The 16260-nt window shown below is 65.9% G+C and carries 13 protein-coding genes; 8 read left to right on the top strand and 5 right to left on the bottom strand.

All coding sequences use genetic code 11. The features are described 5' to 3' along the window. Nucleotides 1-43 precede the first annotated feature (43 nt). From AC0CMF_RS16950 to AC0CMF_RS16915, 8 genes are all read left to right on the top strand, one after another. Complete coding sequence (locus AC0CMF_RS16950) at nucleotides 44-2797, top strand: nitrate/nitrite transporter (protein WP_094463056.1); 2754 nt, start codon at nucleotides 44-46, stop codon at nucleotides 2795-2797. 22 nt (nucleotides 2798-2819) lie between these two features. Next, entirely contained in the window at nucleotides 2820-6569 is a 3750-nt protein-coding gene (locus tag AC0CMF_RS16945) for a nitrate reductase subunit alpha (RefSeq protein ID WP_374630373.1), read from the top strand. Next, nucleotides 6566-8089, top strand: coding sequence for a nitrate reductase subunit beta (narH, locus tag AC0CMF_RS16940; RefSeq protein WP_026355996.1), 1524 nt, complete (start codon nucleotides 6566-6568; stop codon nucleotides 8087-8089). Before AC0CMF_RS16945 ends, narH begins: the two co-directional genes overlap by 4 nt. After that, complete coding sequence (gene narJ, locus AC0CMF_RS16935) at nucleotides 8086-8793, top strand: nitrate reductase molybdenum cofactor assembly chaperone (protein WP_374630372.1); 708 nt, start codon at nucleotides 8086-8088, stop codon at nucleotides 8791-8793. The genes narH and narJ overlap by 4 nt, the downstream gene beginning before the upstream one ends. Before the next feature lie 11 nt (nucleotides 8794-8804). Next, nucleotides 8805-9503, top strand: a complete 699-nt coding sequence (gene narI, locus AC0CMF_RS16930) for a respiratory nitrate reductase subunit gamma (protein WP_374630371.1) — start codon at nucleotides 8805-8807, stop codon at nucleotides 9501-9503. Between the two features lie 2 nt (nucleotides 9504-9505). Continuing rightward, nucleotides 9506-10303: a peptidylprolyl isomerase gene (locus AC0CMF_RS16925; protein ID WP_374630370.1), complete on the top strand. Its 798-nt coding sequence runs from the start codon at nucleotides 9506-9508 to the stop codon at nucleotides 10301-10303. Between the two features lie 101 nt (nucleotides 10304-10404). Next, complete coding sequence (locus AC0CMF_RS16920) at nucleotides 10405-11025, top strand: carbonic anhydrase (protein WP_094463166.1); 621 nt, start codon at nucleotides 10405-10407, stop codon at nucleotides 11023-11025. An 11-nt stretch (nucleotides 11026-11036) separates the two neighbouring features. Beyond that, nucleotides 11037-11585, top strand: coding sequence for a DUF2478 domain-containing protein (locus AC0CMF_RS16915; protein ID WP_374630369.1), 549 nt, complete (start codon nucleotides 11037-11039; stop codon nucleotides 11583-11585). A gap of 82 nt (nucleotides 11586-11667) precedes the next feature. Here AC0CMF_RS16915 and AC0CMF_RS16910 read toward each other — a convergent pair whose 3' ends face one another. The 5 genes from AC0CMF_RS16910 to AC0CMF_RS16890 are packed head-to-tail and all read right to left on the bottom strand — an operon-like array spanning nucleotide 11668 to nucleotide 16260. Then, nucleotides 11668-12603 (bottom strand): FAD:protein FMN transferase, encoded by a 936-nt coding sequence (locus tag AC0CMF_RS16910; protein WP_374630368.1) that lies wholly within the window; start codon nucleotides 12601-12603, stop codon nucleotides 11668-11670. Between the two features lie 13 nt (nucleotides 12604-12616). After that, nucleotides 12617-13210, bottom strand: coding sequence for a nitrous oxide reductase accessory protein NosL (locus AC0CMF_RS16905; RefSeq protein WP_374630367.1), 594 nt, complete (start codon nucleotides 13208-13210; stop codon nucleotides 12617-12619). Next, nucleotides 13207-14028, bottom strand: coding sequence for an ABC transporter permease (locus AC0CMF_RS16900; RefSeq protein WP_123195004.1), 822 nt, complete (start codon nucleotides 14026-14028; stop codon nucleotides 13207-13209). The genes AC0CMF_RS16905 and AC0CMF_RS16900 overlap by 4 nt, the downstream gene beginning before the upstream one ends. Then, a complete protein-coding gene (locus tag AC0CMF_RS16895; protein ID WP_374630366.1) occupies nucleotides 14025-14948 on the bottom strand; it encodes an ABC transporter ATP-binding protein in 924 nt (307 codons plus the stop codon). Before AC0CMF_RS16895 ends, AC0CMF_RS16900 begins: the two co-directional genes overlap by 4 nt. Beyond that, nucleotides 14917-16260: a nitrous oxide reductase family maturation protein NosD gene (locus tag AC0CMF_RS16890; protein ID WP_374630365.1), complete on the bottom strand. Its 1344-nt coding sequence runs from the start codon at nucleotides 16258-16260 to the stop codon at nucleotides 14917-14919. The genes AC0CMF_RS16895 and AC0CMF_RS16890 overlap by 32 nt, the downstream gene beginning before the upstream one ends.

Raw genomic sequence — 16260 nt, 5'->3', positions numbered from 1 at the left:
TGCAGTCATTGGCAGTCTCCCCTCGGCATCACGACGCGAATAGATGCCGGAACCGGGAGAGTTTCCTGTGATTACATCCCCCTCCGTAACGGGTGGGGCGCAGAATCGTGCGCTTGCACTCAGTACCATCGCCTTCACGGCCTGCTTTGCGGTCTGGACGATCTTTTCCATCATCGGTGTGGCCATCAAGACCGAGCTGGGTCTCTCCGAGTTCCAGTTCGGCCTGCTCGTGGCGACGCCGATCCTCACCGGCTCGGTTACGCGCCTGTTCCTCGGCGTCTGGACCGAGAGATTCGGCGGGCGGCTGGTGTTTTCCGCCCAGATGCTGCTGACGGCAGCGGCCACCTGGATCCTGACCTTCGCCAGCACCTATCCGATGTATCTGCTGGCCGCGCTCGGCATCGGCCTTGCCGGCGGCTCCTTCATCATCGGCGTTGCCTATGTCTCGCGCTGGTATGATGCGGGCCATCAGGGCACGGCGCTCGGCATCTTTGGCGCGGGCAACGTGGGGGCGGCGGTCACCAAGTTCATCGCGCCCTTCGTCATGGTGGCCTATGGCTGGCAGGGTGTTGCCCATGTGTGGGCGGCAGGTCTGGCGCTCATGGGCATCGCCTTCTATCTGCTGGCGGAAGATGACCCGCAGCTGGTGGCGCGCCGCAAGTCCGGTGTGAAGGCACCGTCCCTTGCCGAGCAGTTTGCGCCTCTGAAGAACCTGCAGGTCTGGCGCTTCTCGCTCTATTACTTCTTCGTCTTCGGCGCCTTTGTCGCGCTCGCCCTGTGGATGCCGCATTATCTCATCTCCGTCTATGGCGTGGATGTGAAGACGGCCGGCATGGCGGCTGCGGCTTTCTCTCTGTCCGCCTCCCTGTTCCGCGCCTATGGCGGACACCTGTCGGACCGCTTCGGCGCACGGTCGGTCATGTACTGGACCTTCGGCTTCTCGCTGGTCCTCCTGTTCATGCTGTCCTATCCGCCAACGGACTACGTTATTCGCGGCAAGGACGGGCTGATCACCTTCTCCACCCAGATGGACCTGTGGCCCTTCGTCATCACCATGTTTGTCCTCGGCTTCTTCATGAGCCTCGGCAAGGCGGCGGTGTTCAAGCACATCCCGGTCTATTATCCGCAGCATGTGGGCGCGGTCGGCGGCCTGGTCGGCATGATCGGCGGCCTCGGCGGCTTCATCCTGCCGATCATCTTCGGCGCGCTGCTGGATGTCACGGGCATCTACACCAGCTGCTTCGCGCTCCTCTTCCTGCTTGTGGCCGTGTCGCTTGGCTGGATGCACATGTCGATCCGCCGGATGGAGCGTGCAGCCCATGGCGCGGAACTCGACAAGCTGCCCGCCCTGCCGGAAATGCAGGAAATCCACCAGCCGGACCGCACCGTCATGAAGAAGGTGCTGGATGACTGGCGGCCGGAGGACCCGCAGTTCTGGCAGGAAAAGGGCCGCGCGATTGCCCGCCGCAACCTGTGGATCTCGATCCCCGCGCTGCTGCTGGCCTTCTCGGTCTGGATGGTGTGGTCCGTCGTGGTCGCCCGGCTTCCGGCCATCGGCTTCAACTTCACGCCCTCGCAGCTGTTCTGGCTGGCGGCCCTGCCGGGCCTCTCGGGGGCAACGCTGCGCATCTTCTACAGCTTCATGGTGCCGATCTTCGGCGGGCGGCTGTGGACGGCGCTGTCGACGGCCTCGCTGCTGCTGCCGGCCATGGGCATCGGCTATGCGGTGCAGGACCCCTCGACGCCTTACCTCATCTTCCTGGTGCTGGCGCTGCTGTGCGGCTTCGGCGGCGGCAACTTCGCTTCCTCCATGGCCAACATCGCCTTCTTCTTCCCCAAGGCGGAGAAGGGCAACGCGCTGGCCCTGAATGCCGGGCTCGGTAACCTCGGTGTCTCGGTCATGCAGTTCCTGGTGCCGGCCGTCATCACCACGGGTGTCTTCGGTGTCCTTGGCGGGGCGCCGCAGACCCTGAGCGATGGCACGCAGCTGTTCATGCAGAACGCCGGTTTCATCTGGGTGCCCTTCATCCTGGCGGCCACCGCTCTGGCCTGGCTTGGCATGAATGATATCGCCGATGCCAAGGCCAGCTTCCGCGAACAGGCCATCATCTTCTCGCGCAAGCAAAACTGGCTGATGTGCATCCTCTACACTGGCACCTTCGGCAGCTTCATCGGCTATTCGGCGGGCTTCCCGCTGCTGACCAAGCTGCAGTTCCCGGAGGTGAATGCGCTGCAGTTCGTCTTCCTCGGGCCGCTCGTCGGTGCACTCAGCCGCGCTGGTACGGGCTGGATCAGCGACCGCTTCGGTGGCGGGCGGGTGACGCTGTGGACCTTCGCAGGCATGATCATTGCCGTCTTCGGGGTGATCAGCTTCCTGCCGCAAGGCGGTGAAGGCGGCAGCTTCACGGGCTTCTTCGCCTGCTTCATGGCGCTGTTCTTCCTCACCGGTGTCGGCAATGCCTCCACCTTCCAGATGATCCCGGCCATCATGGCCTCGGAAATCCCCCGGCTGATGCCGGAACTGGATGAGGCGAGCCGCCGCCGTCAGGTGGAGCGGGAAAGCGCTGCCATCATCGCCTTCACCAGTGCGGTTGCGGCCTATGGCGCCTTCTTCATCCCCAAGGCCTACGGCACCTCCATCGAGATGACCGGCGGTCCGGTGGCCGCGCTCTGGGGCTTCCTCGCCTTCTACGTGATCTGCCTCGTCATCACCTGGGCCGCCTACACCCGGCCCGGCGGGCTGCTGCACGCCATCGAAACCCGCCGTGCGGCGCCCCGTGCCGCCCACCCTGCATGACCGGTCCTGAAAGGAAAGCCAGATGAGCCATCTGCTCGACCGATTGAACTTCTTCCAGTCCAGACAGCTGGACACCTTCTCGGAAGGCCACGGCCAGACGACGCGCGAAGACCGCGGCTGGGAAGAGACCTACCGGAACCGCTGGCGCCACGACAAGGTCGTGCGCTCCACCCACGGGGTCAACTGCACGGGCTCCTGCTCGTGGAAGATCTACGTCAAGTCCGGGATCGTCACCTGGGAAACCCAGCAGACCGACTATCCCCGCACCCGGCCGGATCTGCCGAACCATGAGCCGCGCGGCTGTGCGCGCGGCGCTTCCTACAGCTGGTATCTCTACTCGGCCAACCGGGTGAAGAACCCGCTGATCCGGGGCCGCCTGATGCGCGCCTGGCGGGAGCTGCGCAAGACCATGAGCCCCGTTGCAGCCTGGACGAAGCTGCAGCAGGACCCGGTGCTGCGGGCAAGCTATGTCACCACGCGCGGCAAGGGCGGCTTCGTCCGTGCCTCCTGGGACGAGGCGACGGAGATCATCGCCGCCGCCAATGCCTATACCGCAAAGACCTGGGGCCCGGACCGGATCTTCGGCTTCTCGCCGATCCCGGCCATGTCCATGGTCAGCTATGCCGCCGGCTCGCGCTACCTGAGCCTGCTGGGTGGCACCTGCATGTCCTTCTATGACTGGTACTGCGACCTGCCGCCCGCCAGCCCCATGACCTGGGGCGAGCAGACGGACGTGCCGGAATCGGCCGACTGGTACAATGCCGGCTTCCTGCTGCTGTGGGGCTCCAACGTGCCGCAGACCCGCACGCCGGATGCGCATTTCTACACGGAGGCCCGCTACCGGGGTGCCAAGTCTGCGGTCATCTGCCCGGACTATTCGGAAGCGGCCAAGTTCGGTGATGTGTGGCTTGCGCCCAAGCAGGGCACGGATTCTGCGCTCGCCATGGCCATGGGCCACGTCATCCTGCGCGAGTTCCATCTCGACCGGCAGGCGGAGTATTTCGAGGATTATGCCCGCAAATACACCGACATGCCGATGCTGGTGCGGCTGGAGGAAAAGGACGGGCGGCTGATCCCCGGCCGGTTCCTGCGCGCCGATGATTTCGACGGCAAGCTGGGCGAGACCAACAATCCGGACTGGAAGACGGTCGCCTATGACCGCAAGTCCGGCCGGATGGTCGTGCCGAATGGCTCCATCGGCTTCCGCTGGGGCGAAACGGGCGTCTGGAACCTTGAGGAACGGGCCGGGGGCGAAGACACGGACCTGCGCCTGTCCTTTGTGCTGGAAGAGGATCAGGATGATGTGGTCAGCGTCGACTTCCCCTATTTCGGCGGCAAGGCCAGCGGGCCTTTCGAGGTCTGCCAGCATCCGGATGTGCTGACCCGCGCGATTCCGGTGAAGCGGCTGAAGCTGGCGGATGGCGAGGCGCTGGTGGCGACGGTGTTCGACCTGTTCTGCGCCAACTACAGCCTCGACCGTGGCCTTGGCGGCAGCTGGGCAACTTCCTCCTATGACGAGGACATGCCCTGCACCCCGGCCTGGGCCGAGCGCATCACCGGCGTGCCGCGCGACAAGATCATCCATGTGGCGCGGGAGTTTGCCCGCAACGCGGAGAAGACCCGTGGCAAGTCCATGGTCATTCTGGGGGCCGGTCTCAATCACTGGTACCACATGGACATGAACTACCGCGGCATCATCAACATGCTGGTGATGTGCGGCTGCGTCGGCCAGTCCGGCGGCGGCTGGTCGCATTATGTGGGGCAGGAGAAGCTGCGTCCGCAGACCGGCTGGGCACCGCTTGCCTTCGCGCTCGACTGGGCCCGCCCGCCGCGCCACATGAACTCCACTTCCGCCTGGTATGCCCATACGGACCAGTGGCGCTACGAGACGGTGACCGCCTCCGAAATCCTCTCGCCCACGGCACCTGAGGGTGACTGGAATGTCAGCCTCATCGACTACAACATCCGCGCCGAGCGGATGGGCTGGCTGCCATCCGCCCCGCAGCTGAAGCAGAACCCGCTGGAGGTGGGCCGTGCTGCGATGGCCGAAGGCATGGAGGCAAAGGACTATGTGGCGCGCGGCCTCAAGGATGGCTCGCTGCAGATGTCCTGCGAGGACCCGGATGCGCCGGAAAACTGGCCGCGCAACCTCTTCGTCTGGCGCTCGAACCTGCTGGGCTCCAGCGGCAAGGGGCACGAATATTTCCTCAAGCACCTTCTGGGCACCGATCACGGCGTGCTCGGCAAGGATCTGGGCGAGGAAGGCGGCGTCAAGCCGGTGGAAGCCGTCTGGCACGGCGAGGCGCCAAAGGGCAAGCTCGACCTCCTCGTCTGCATCGACTTCCGCATGTCGACGACGGCGGTCTATTCCGACATCGTGCTGCCGACTGCCTCCTGGTACGAGAAGGACGATCTGAACACCTCGGACATGCACCCCTTCATCCATCCGCTGCAGGCGGCGGTGGACCCTGCCTATGAAAGCCGTTCCGACTGGGAAATCTTCAAGTCCATCGCGAAGAAATTCCAGGAGGTCGCGCCGGAGGTGCTCGGCAAGGAAACCGATGTGGTGGCCCTGCCGCTGCTGCATGACACGGCGGCCGAACTTGCCCAGACCGATGTGCGGGACTGGAAGAAGGGCGAATGTGACCTCATCCCCGGCAGGACGGCTCCGGCCTATATCACTGTCGAGCGTGATTACACCGCCATCCACGACCGCTTCACCGCCCTTGGCCCCCTCATGGAAAAGGTGGGCAACGGCGGCAAGGGCATTGCCTGGGATACCAAGCACGAGGTGCATCACCTCAAGGCGCTGAACGGCGAGCACCGGGACGGCACGGCCAAGGGCCTTGCCCGCATCGACACCGCCATCGACGCCTGCGAGGTGATCCTGATGCTGGCGCCGGAGACCAATGGCGAAGTGGCCGTGAAGGCCTGGGACGCCCTGTCCAAGGCCACGGGCCGTGAGCATGCGCATCTGGCGGCGAAGAAGGAAGACGAGAAGATCCGCTTCCGCGACATCGCCGCCCAGCCGCGCAAGATCATCTCCTCGCCCACCTGGTCGGGCATCGAGAGCGAGGAGGTCTGCTACAACGCCGGCTATACCAACGTGCATGAGCTGATCCCCTGGCGCACGCTGACCGGCCGTCAGCAGCTTTATCAGGATCACCTGTGGATGCGCGCCTTCGGTGAGGGCTTCTGCCAGTACCGGCCGCCGGTGGACCTGAAGACCATCACCCCGGAGGTGAATGACAGCGCCCGCGATGGCCGGCCGCATATCGTGCTGAACTTCATCACGCCGCACCAGAAGTGGGGCATTCACTCCACCTATTCCGACAACCTCCTGATGCTGACGCTGAACCGCGGCGGCCCGGTGGTCTGGCTGTCGGAGCGCGATGCGAAGAAGGCGGGCATCGCCGACAATGACTGGGTCGAGGTCTACAACTCGAACGGGGCGCTGACGGCCCGTGCGGTTGTCTCCCAGCGCATGAAGGACGGCACGCTCTTCATGTATCACGCCCAGGAGAAGATCGTGAACACGCCGGGCTCGGAGAAGACCGGCTTGCGCGGTGGCATCCATAACTCGGTCACCCGCGCCACGCTCAAGCCCACCCACATGATCGGCGGCTACGCCCAGCAGAGCTACGGCTTCAACTACTACGGCACCGTCGGCTCGAACCGGGACGAGTTCGTCATCGTCCGCAAGATGAACAAGGTCGACTGGCTTGACGAACCCGCCAGCGCAACCGCCATCCACAAGGAGGCTGCAGAATGAAAATTCGCGCTCAAATCGGCATGGTGCTGAATCTCGACAAGTGCATCGGGTGCCACACCTGTTCCGTCACCTGCAAGAACGTCTGGACCACCCGCGACGGCGTTGAATACGCCTGGTTCAACAACGTGGAAACCAAGCCCGGCACCGGTTATCCGACCGACTGGGAAAACCAGAAGCGCTGGAACGGCGGCTGGACCCGCAGCCGTTCCGGCAAGCTGCAGCCCAAGCAGGGGGCGAAGTGGCGCATCCTCGCCAATATCTTCGCCAACCCGGACCTGCCGGAGATCGATGACTACTACGAGCCCTTCGATTTCGACTACGACCACCTGAAGTCCGCGCCGGAAATGAAGGCCTTCCCCACCGCCCGCCCGCGCTCGAAGATCACCGGCGAGCGGATGGAGAAGATCGAGAAGGGGCCGAACTGGGAGGAAATCCTCGGCGGCGAATTCTCCAAGCGCAGCAAGGACTACAATTTTGAGGGCGTGCAGAAGGAGATCTACGGCGAGTACGAAAACACCTTCATGATGTATCTGCCGCGCCTGTGCGAGCATTGCCTCAATCCGGCCTGCGCAGCCTCGTGCCCGTCCGGCGCGATCTACAAGCGCGAGGAAGACGGCATCGTCCTGATCGATCAGGAAAAGTGCCGCGGCTGGCGCATGTGCGTCTCCGGCTGCCCCTACAAGAAGGTCTATTACAACTGGTCCACCGGCAAGTCGGAGAAGTGCACCCTGTGCTATCCGCGCATCGAAAGCGGCAATCCGACCATCTGCTCGGAAACCTGCGTCGGCCGCATCCGCTACATCGGTGTGATGCTCTATGACGCGGACCGCATCCTTGAAGCAGCTTCCGTGGAGAACGAGCAGGATCTCTACGATGCCCAGCTCGGCGTCTTCCTTGATCCCAATGACCCGGCGGTGATCGCTGAAGCGCGCAAGGCCGGCATTCCGGAGGACTGGATCAAGGCCGCGCAGGAAAGCCCGGTGTGGAAGATGGCGATGGACTGGAAGGTGGCCTTCCCGCTCCACCCGGAATACCGCACCCTGCCGATGGTCTGGTACATCCCGCCGCTCTCGCCGATCCAGAACGCCGCCCAGGCCGGCAAGATCGGCACCGATGGCGAAATGCCGGACGTGCGCTCCCTGCGTATCCCCGTGCGCTACCTCGCCAACATGCTGACGGCGGGCGACGAGGCGCCGGTGGTGCAGGCACTGGAGCGGATGCTGGCCATGCGCGCCTACATGCGTGCCAAGACCATCGACGGCATCATCGATGAGGGCATCGCGGAAAAGGTGGGCCTCTCCGCCGCCATGATCGAGGACATGTACAAGATCATGGCCATCGCCGATTACGAGGACCGTTTCGTCATCCCCACCACGCACCGCGAACAGGTGGAAGAGGCCTATGACCTCAAGGGCGGCTGCGGCTTCACCGATGGCAACGGCTGCTCGACGGGCATCTCCAAGACCTCGCTCTTCGGCGCGTCCAAGCGGCCGCTGCGCATGCCGGAGGAGGTGCAATGATGGACCGTTCCCTGAAAGCCCTCTCGCTGCTCCTGACCTATCCTTCCACGGAGCTTCAGGCCGCAATGCCCGAGATCACAGCGGTACTGGTGGCAGACAGCCGCCTTACCGCCTTGGCCCGGCGCGAGCTTTCTACCTTGTGCGGCGGACTGGCAGAGGGTGACATCTACGATCTGCAGGAGACCTATGTCGGGCTCTTCGACCGCAGCCGCAGCCTGTCGCTGAACCTGTTCGAGCATGTGCACGGCGAAAGCCGCGACCGGGGCAGCGCCATGGTGGATCTGCTGGAGACCTACCGGGCCGGCGGCTTCGAGCCGGTGACGGGCGAACTGCCCGATCACCTGCCGGTTCTGCTGGAGTTCCTGGCGGCCCAGCCTGCTGCGGAAGCACGCGCTATCCTGGCTGATGCCGCTCCGATCCTGGCGGTGCTGCAGCGCCGCCTGTCGGGCCGCGAAAGCCCTTATGCAGCCGTCTTTGCCGCGCTTGAGGCCCTGTCCGGCACGGCCGCGGCAGCTGAAACCGTCGAGGCGCTGATGGCGGCGCCCGAGGATGATCCGCAGGATCTCGCAGCCCTTGATGCGGTCTGGGAGGAAACGCAGGTCACATTCGGCCCGGACCCCAATGCAGGCTGTCCGCAGGTCCGCGACATGCTCTCCCGTATGGATCAACCGGCCCGGCCCGCAGCGGCTGGCGCTGCCGGATGATGGAGGCTCACATGCACAATTTTGTCTTCGGCATCTTTCCCTATATCGCCCTGTCGGTGCTCGCCATTGGCTCTATCGCCCGCTATGAGCGCGATCCCTTCACCTGGAAAAGCTCGTCCAGCCAGCTTCTGCGCCGCAGGCAGCTGGTCATCGGCTCGGTGCTGTTCCATGTGGGCGTGCTGGTCATCTTCTTCGGCCATCTCTTTGGCCTGCTGACGCCGATCTGGATCTTTGATGCGCTCGGCATCAGCCACGGTGCCAAGCAGATCCTGGCCGTGGTGGCCGGTGGTGTGGCCGGCGTCATGGCGCTTGTAGGTGGCCTGATGCTGCTGCACCGGCGGCTGATGGACCCGCGCATCGCCGCCAATTCCAGCTTCGCCGACACGGGCATCCTGATCCTGCTCATGGCCCAGCTGCTGCTGGGGCTCGGCACCATCTTCGTTTCGCTGCAGCATCTGGACGGGCACGAAATGACGAAGTTCATGGCCTGGGCGCAGGGCATCTTCACCTTCGAGGCGAATGCGGCGGCTCACATTTCGGATGTGAACTGGATCTTCAAGCTGCATCTGGCGCTGGGGCTGACCATCTTCCTGCTCTTCCCCTTCACCCGCCTGGTGCACATGCTGTCCGCGCCGGTGCGCTATCTGTGGCGGCCGGGCTATCAGGTGGTGCGCTCGCGCCGCCAGTTGCCCCACGTGCCGGGAGAGTGACCATGGCCAGCGTTGCCGCCCCCGTCATCACGGTCAACGGAACCGTCATTCCCGCCAGTCGCATTGCGGCTGAAGCGCAGAACCATCCGGCCGCCTCAGGGCGTCCGGGAGATGCCTGGCGCGCTGCTGCAAGGGCGCTCGCCATCCGCCAGCTGCTGCTGGACGAAGCCCTGCGGCGCGGCGTTGCCGCCGAGCCGGAAGATCTTGGCGGCGCCCGCCGAGAAACGGAGGAAGAGGCCCGCATCCGTGCCCTTCTCGACGTGGCGCTGGAGGTAACCCCGCCATCCGAAGCCGAAGTGATGGCCGAATGGCAGGCGCATCCGGAGCGCTACCGTTCGCCGGATCTCTGGGATGCCTCGCATATCCTGTGTGCCGCCGCTCCCTCCGATGCCAAGGCGCGGGCGGCGGCGGAAGACCGGGCCGGGCAGATCCTCGCCCGGCTGGAGCGCGACCCGGAGGCCTTCGCTGTGCTGGCGCGGAGCGAAAGCGACTGCGGCTCGCGTGAGGCAGGCGGCGCCCTTGGGCAGGTCTCCACCGGCCAGATGGTGCCGGAGTTCGAGGCGGCGCTTGCTGCTGTGCCCGAGGGCGGGCTGTCGCGGGAGCCGGTGGCGAGCCGTTTCGGCTTTCACATCATCAAGGTCCATGCCCATGCACCGGGCCAGCCTCTGCCCTTTGCTACGGTCCAGCCTGTCATCGCAGAAGCGCTGGAGTGGGCGGCCTGGGCGCGGGCCTCGCGCGATCTCGTTGCGCAGCTTGTCGGCGCGGCGCGGATCGAAGGCATTGCCATGGAGGAAAGCTGATGGGCCAGTCCGAACCTCTCCCGCCTGCCGGCAGTCACGGGAATGGCTGCGGCTGCTGCGGCGGGTCAGCTCACCCTCCGGCCGTGGCGCTGGATGCGCTGATGGCGCGCAACCGGCTCTGGTCGGCCCAGCGGCAGGCGGCGGAGCCGGGTTACTTTGCCCGCCTCGCCAGCCATCAGGCGCCCGAGTTCTTCTGGATCGGCTGTTCCGACAGCCGCGTTCCGGCCAATGTGGTGGCGGGGCTTGATCCGGGCGAGGTTTTCGTCCACCGCAACGTCGCCAATGTGGTTCATTCCTCCGACATGAACCTCCTGAGCACGCTGGAATTTGCCGTGGAAGCCCTGTCGATCCGCCAGATCATCATCTGCGGCCACTATGGTTGCGGCGGCGTGCGGGCGGCGACGGAGGATCTGCCGCATGGACTTGCCGATCACTGGCTGGAGCCGGTCCGGCGGCTGGAGCGGTTGCATGCGCTGGACCTTGCCTGCGAGCCGGACCTTGCCGCCCGGCGCGACCGGCTGGCGGAATACAACGTCATCGAAGGCGTCCGCCGCGTTGCCGAAACGCCGATTCTGCAGCGGGCCTGGGCCCGGGGCGAGGATATCGCCATCCATGGCCTGATCTATGATCTGTCGGACGGGCTCTTGCGCGATCTTCACTGCTCCATGGCCCGCCCGCAGCAGGTTGCCTTGCAGGCCGCCGCACATGAGGTGTCGCCATGAAGGAGGCCGTGATGGATTTTCCGCTCGCCTATATCCTCGCAGAGGAAGCCGGGTCCGTTGACCCGGTTCTGCTGGAAGCCTCTGTCCGCCTCAAAGCGGCAGGGGTGAGGCTTGCCGGAACGGTGGCCCTGCCGTCCGCTGCGGAGGCTGGCCATCCGTGCGAAACGGACCTGCTGGTGCTGCCCGATGGGCCGCAGATCTGCATCTCGCAGAAGTTGGGCCGCCACTCGCGTGGCTGCCGGCTGGACCCGGCAGCGCTGGAGGAGGCGGTGATGCAGGTGCAGCTCTCCTGTACCGAAGGGCCAGCCGGAGCCTTCCTGCTCAACAAGTTCGGCAGGCAGGAGGGCGAGGGCAGGGGCTTCCGCGATCTTATCGCCGAGCATCTGGCGGCAGGCCGGCCGGTCGTCACCGGCCTCAACGGGCTCAACCTGCCAGCCTTCGAGGCCTTTGCCGAAGGCCTTGCCACGCGGCTGCCCTGCGAGGTGGAGGCGGTGGTGGAGTGGGTGCTGGCCGTTGCCGGTGAGACGCAGCTCAGCCCCGCCGTTCCAGAGCCAGCCTGAGGCCGGAGGCAATCAGGATTGATCCGGTTAGCCCGCCGATGCCGCGTGTGGAGACCGGGTGGCGTTGCCGGGCTGAGCCGCGTCAGCTCAGGCTGACGAGGCTCGCCTGCGGCACGGCTGCCAGCGCGGTATCAATCTCCTGCGGCGTCATCAGGCAGAAGGCGGTAGAGAGCGCGTCGGCCAGAGCTGCGGTTGGGGCGGTGACGCTGACCTGCGTCCAGCCCTGCCGGGCGGGCAGGCCGCTGCGCGGATCAAGGATATGTCCCGTGGTGCCTGCCTGATCAAAGGTGGTGCCCAGCGGTGCGGATGTGGCGAGCGCCCGGTCCCGCAGCCTGTGCGATCCCCGCCCGCCTGCCAGCGTCACGTCCCAGTCCCCGCCGCCGGGCTGTCCGCCGAGTGCGCGGATTTCGCCGGTGTCGATCAGAATGTCCGTCAGGCCTTCGCCGCTCAGCCATGCCGCAATCCGATCGGCGATATAGCCCTGGGCGATGCCGTTGAGGGTGAGGCCGGCGCCCTTGCGTGTCAGGCGGATGGCATCTGCTTCCAGCCCCACCAGCGGCCAGCCGGTGAGGGCAAGGCGCTGCGCCAGTTCGGCTGCATCGGGTGTCCTGCCTTCAACCGAGGCCTGCGCATAGGCGGCCCAGAGCGGCTGCACCGTAGGGTCGAAGGCACCGTCCGTTGCCCGCCAAACCGCACCAGCAATGCTCAGGCATTCCAGCAGCTCCGGCGCCGGGTCCCTCAGGATGCTGTCACGGTTGAGGCGGGAAAGGGCGCTGCCGGACCGGTAGAGGCTGAAGATATTCTCCAGCCGGTTCAGTTCCGCCTCGATGCCCGCGAACAGGCTGTCTGCCTGCGGATGGGCCAGCGTGATGCGGGCGGCGCTGCCGATGGCCGTGCCGCGCCAGATGCTGACCGGCACGGGCGAGGCTGCGGCCAGCGCCGGATGTGCCGCAACGGCGGCAGCGGACACAGCGCTGGCGGAAATGGTAAGAAAGCGGCGGCGTGACAGGGCGGTCATGATCCCGTCTCCTTCAGTTCAGCGTTGCATTTTCCGGCGGCAGGAAGTTGCCGTCCGCGTCCGTCGCAAATTCCACCGGCGCCAGAATCTCTTCGTCCGGAATATCCTTGAGCATCACCAGCTGGCCGCCATGCCCGGCCGCAAAGGCTTCGGCTTTCTCGCGGCTGGCAAAGGGCACCAGTTCCGGCGCGCCCATGCCGCCCTGCACCGTGGCGCCGGTGACATAGACGGCGGCATCAACGGCGATCCAGTTGTCCGCGCCCGGCTCGTCCCAGCTTTCGGCCTTGCCCATGTCGCTCACATAGATGGCGGTGATGACGCCGCTCTGCTCGGGCATGCGCTGATAGGCGATGGCATCGCGCACCTGACTGAAGAACAGCGGCTTGCCGTCCATGCCCGCCAGATGCACCTGCGCCTTGGGGCCGGGGTGCTCCAGCAGGTTCATCTGGCAATAATGGCCGAGCGAGGCGGCCGTCATCGCCACCGGCTCCGGCAGCGAGGTGGCGGCTTCCGGCTGGCAGGCCGCCAGAAGCAGGGCAAGCGGCAGAAGGGCAAACTGCAGGCGCGGGCGGGAACATGTCTGGCGGGAACATGTCTGGCGGGTCATGGGGTGATCCTCCGGAAGGCGGCGATGGCCGCGGCAAAGGCGGCCAAGGCCCAGAGTACGAGGGAGAGAAGCGGCTGGGCCGGGGGAATGGCGTCCGCTGCACCGCTGATGCCGGAGGCGGCGGCGGTGGCCTCGGATGCTGCGAGGTTGAACAGCCGGAAGGCGTCGGCGGGGTTGGCCAGCAGCGCCAGCGGGAAGATGCGGGTGGTGAAATAGCCGCCGCCATCTGCGGCAACACCGGCCAGCAGTGCCAGATCATAAAGCACGATCATGACGAGCCACAGGGCGATGACCAGAGAGGCCGCCGTGCCGGGCCGCCGGGCCAGTGCGGACACCGTGTAACCGGCGCCGAGGAACACTGCGCCCAGCAGCAGCGATGTCCATGTCAGCCGCCACAGGGCGGGAAGGCCCCGCACGGCGTCCGCTCCGCCGGAAAAGGCCATGGCGGCGGCGATGCCGTAGCCCGCAACAACGGCGAGCGCGAGGATGACGAGATGGGCGGCGAACTTGCCTGCCACCAGCTGCCAGCGCTTGACCGGATAGGCGAGCACCAGGGCCAGCGTGCCGCGCTCCACCTCTCCGGCAATGGCGTCAAAGGACATGAGCAGGGCGATCAGCGGCACCAGATAGACGCCGAGCGAGGTGAGGCTGGCGACGGTGACGCTCAGCCTGTCCGCGCCCAACTCCCCCATCGGGGCGGAGCCTGCCGCCGAGAGAACGGCGGCAAAGAGCACCATGATGGCCATGGCGACCGCGACCCAGCGGTTGCGCAGGGCGATGCGGAATTCCGCCGAAGCGGCGGCGAGAAGGCGGCTCATCCTTCGCTCCTCTTGCTGAAATGGGTGTAGATGTCCTCAAGGCTGGGCGGGATGATCTCGACATCCTCGACAAGCGCGCCCAGTTCCGTCACGGCCCGCAGCACCGCAAGCTTGCGCTCCGGCGCGCAGGAAAGATCGAGCCGCGCGCCGCCGGTCACGGTTGCGGCGGTCATCTCCCCCTCCGCCAGCCTTTCAGCCAGCGCAGCCGTGACCGTGTCCCGCTGGCCGGGCGCAAGGGTGAGGTGGAAGCGCACCGGCAGGCGGGCGGAGAGCCGCAGGGCCGCCAATGTGTCATGGGCCATCAGCCGCCCTTGCGAGAGGATGGCGATCCGGTCCGTCCGCGCTTCGACTTCGGTCAGGGCGTGGGAGGAGTGGAGGATGGCCGTGCCTTCCCGTGCCAGCTCGTCCAGGATGGCGTAGAACTCCTGCCGTGACAGCGGGTCAAGTCCGCTGGTCGGCTCGTCCAGCACCATCAGCTGCGGCCGCCCGATCAGCGCCTGCGCCAGGCCGACACGCTGGCGCATGCCCTTGGAATAGGTGCCGATGCGCCGGTTCATCGCCTGCGCCAGCCCCACCCGCTCCATCAGGGCAGGGGCCTTGGCGGCCGGCTCGCCGCGCAGGCGCAGATAGAGGCTGATCTGCTCGCGCCCGGTCAGCGCCGGATGAAAGGCGGCGTTCTCCGGCAGATAGGCCGTCACCTCCCGCGCCTCCTGGCTGCCGGGGCGGTGGCCATTGACCGTCACCGTGCCGCTGTCTGCAGGCAGCAGCCCGAGCACGATCTTCATCAGGGTCGATTTGCCCGCGCCATTGTGGCCGATCAGGGCCACCCGCTCGCCCCGCGCCACGCCGAGACTGGCGGCAGCAAGGGCGGTCAGGGACCCGAAGGTCTTAGTGAGCTGCGAGATCTTCAGGATCGTCATCGGCTTGCTGTCTCTGGCTTGCGGCTTCAAGCGCGCGCTGTTCGAGCGCGGCGTTTTCTGCGCTCACGGGAATGGAAAAGGGCCGGGTCAGCGGCGCACTGTCGGTGACACCGCCGGGCAGGATGGCGGGGAAGGATTCCTGGCTCCAGCGCACCAGCTGCACCGCCGGGGAGCCGAGCAGCAGCTTGGCGGCCGGCTGGGACCAGAGGATATGATCCATCAGGTCATTGGGGCGGAACACGCTGTCGGCGATGCCGTCGCCGTTGAGGTCAAAGGCAGTGTGGTCGGACCAGTAGTTGCCCCGTCCCGCCTCGCTCCATTCCACATGCCGCGTGCCGACATATTTCACCTGATTGCGGTTGCCGATGAAGGCATTGCCGGTGATGACGTTGCGCTCCGATCCGGCGGTGAAGTGGATGCCTGTTTCGCAGCCCTCGAAGCGGTTGCCGGAAATGCGGTTCTTGTGGGCGTTGTAGATGAAGGTGCATTTCTCGGCCCGTCCGCCGCGCACCAGATTGCCGGAGACCACCGCATTGTTGGCATAGTTCAGCATCAGCCCGTGGCGCCGGTCGGCCAGCGACTGGTTGTCCGTCACCGTGATCCTGTTGGAGAACATCAGCGCAAAGCCGAGCGTGTTGCCGATGGAGACATTGCCCGAGATCTCGCTGTTGTTGGTGTACATGTAATGGACCGCAAAGCGCAGATCCCGCATGCGGTTGTTGCGGAAGATGTTCTGCTTCGAGGCATTGGCGAAGATGCCGTCCCGCCCCCAGCGGATGTCATTGCCTTCCACGATTGTGCCCGGCGCGTTCCACACATAGATGCCGTTGCCCCGGTCATTGACACGGCCGCTCTGCCGTCCGTCGATCCGGTTGCCGGTGACAAGGCTGTCCGCCGCGCCATGCAGGGTGATGCCGTGCAGATTGCCCGTCAGATGATTGTTCGCGATCCGGGCGTTGCTGGCGGTTCTGGCCACGAAAATGCCGCTGCTGATTGCGGTGGCATCATCGCCCGAGCCGCTGATGGCAAGGCCTGTGACCGTCACATCCGGGCCTGTGATGGTGACCGTGTTGCCGGTGCCGTCGCCGGTGAGGCGGGCGCCTGGCTTGCCTTGCAGCGTCAGGGGGAAGTCCAGCGTGACGGGGCCGGGATGGTCTCCCGGCTCCAGCACGAGGATATCGCCGGGGCTTGCCCCGGCGATTGCCTGCGCCAGCGCGCCCGGCACGGGCGCAACCTGCCGCGTTTCCGCTGCCGCCGGAAGGGCGGCAGCAAGACAGAACGCCAGCAGGAGGAGTGCCGGGACGCGCTGCAT

It is taken from the genome of Pannonibacter sp. CBAS1226, from assembly GCF_055685825.1.
Note: the sequence above shows the minus strand (reverse complement) of the source record. Positions and strands in the feature narration are given on the sequence as shown.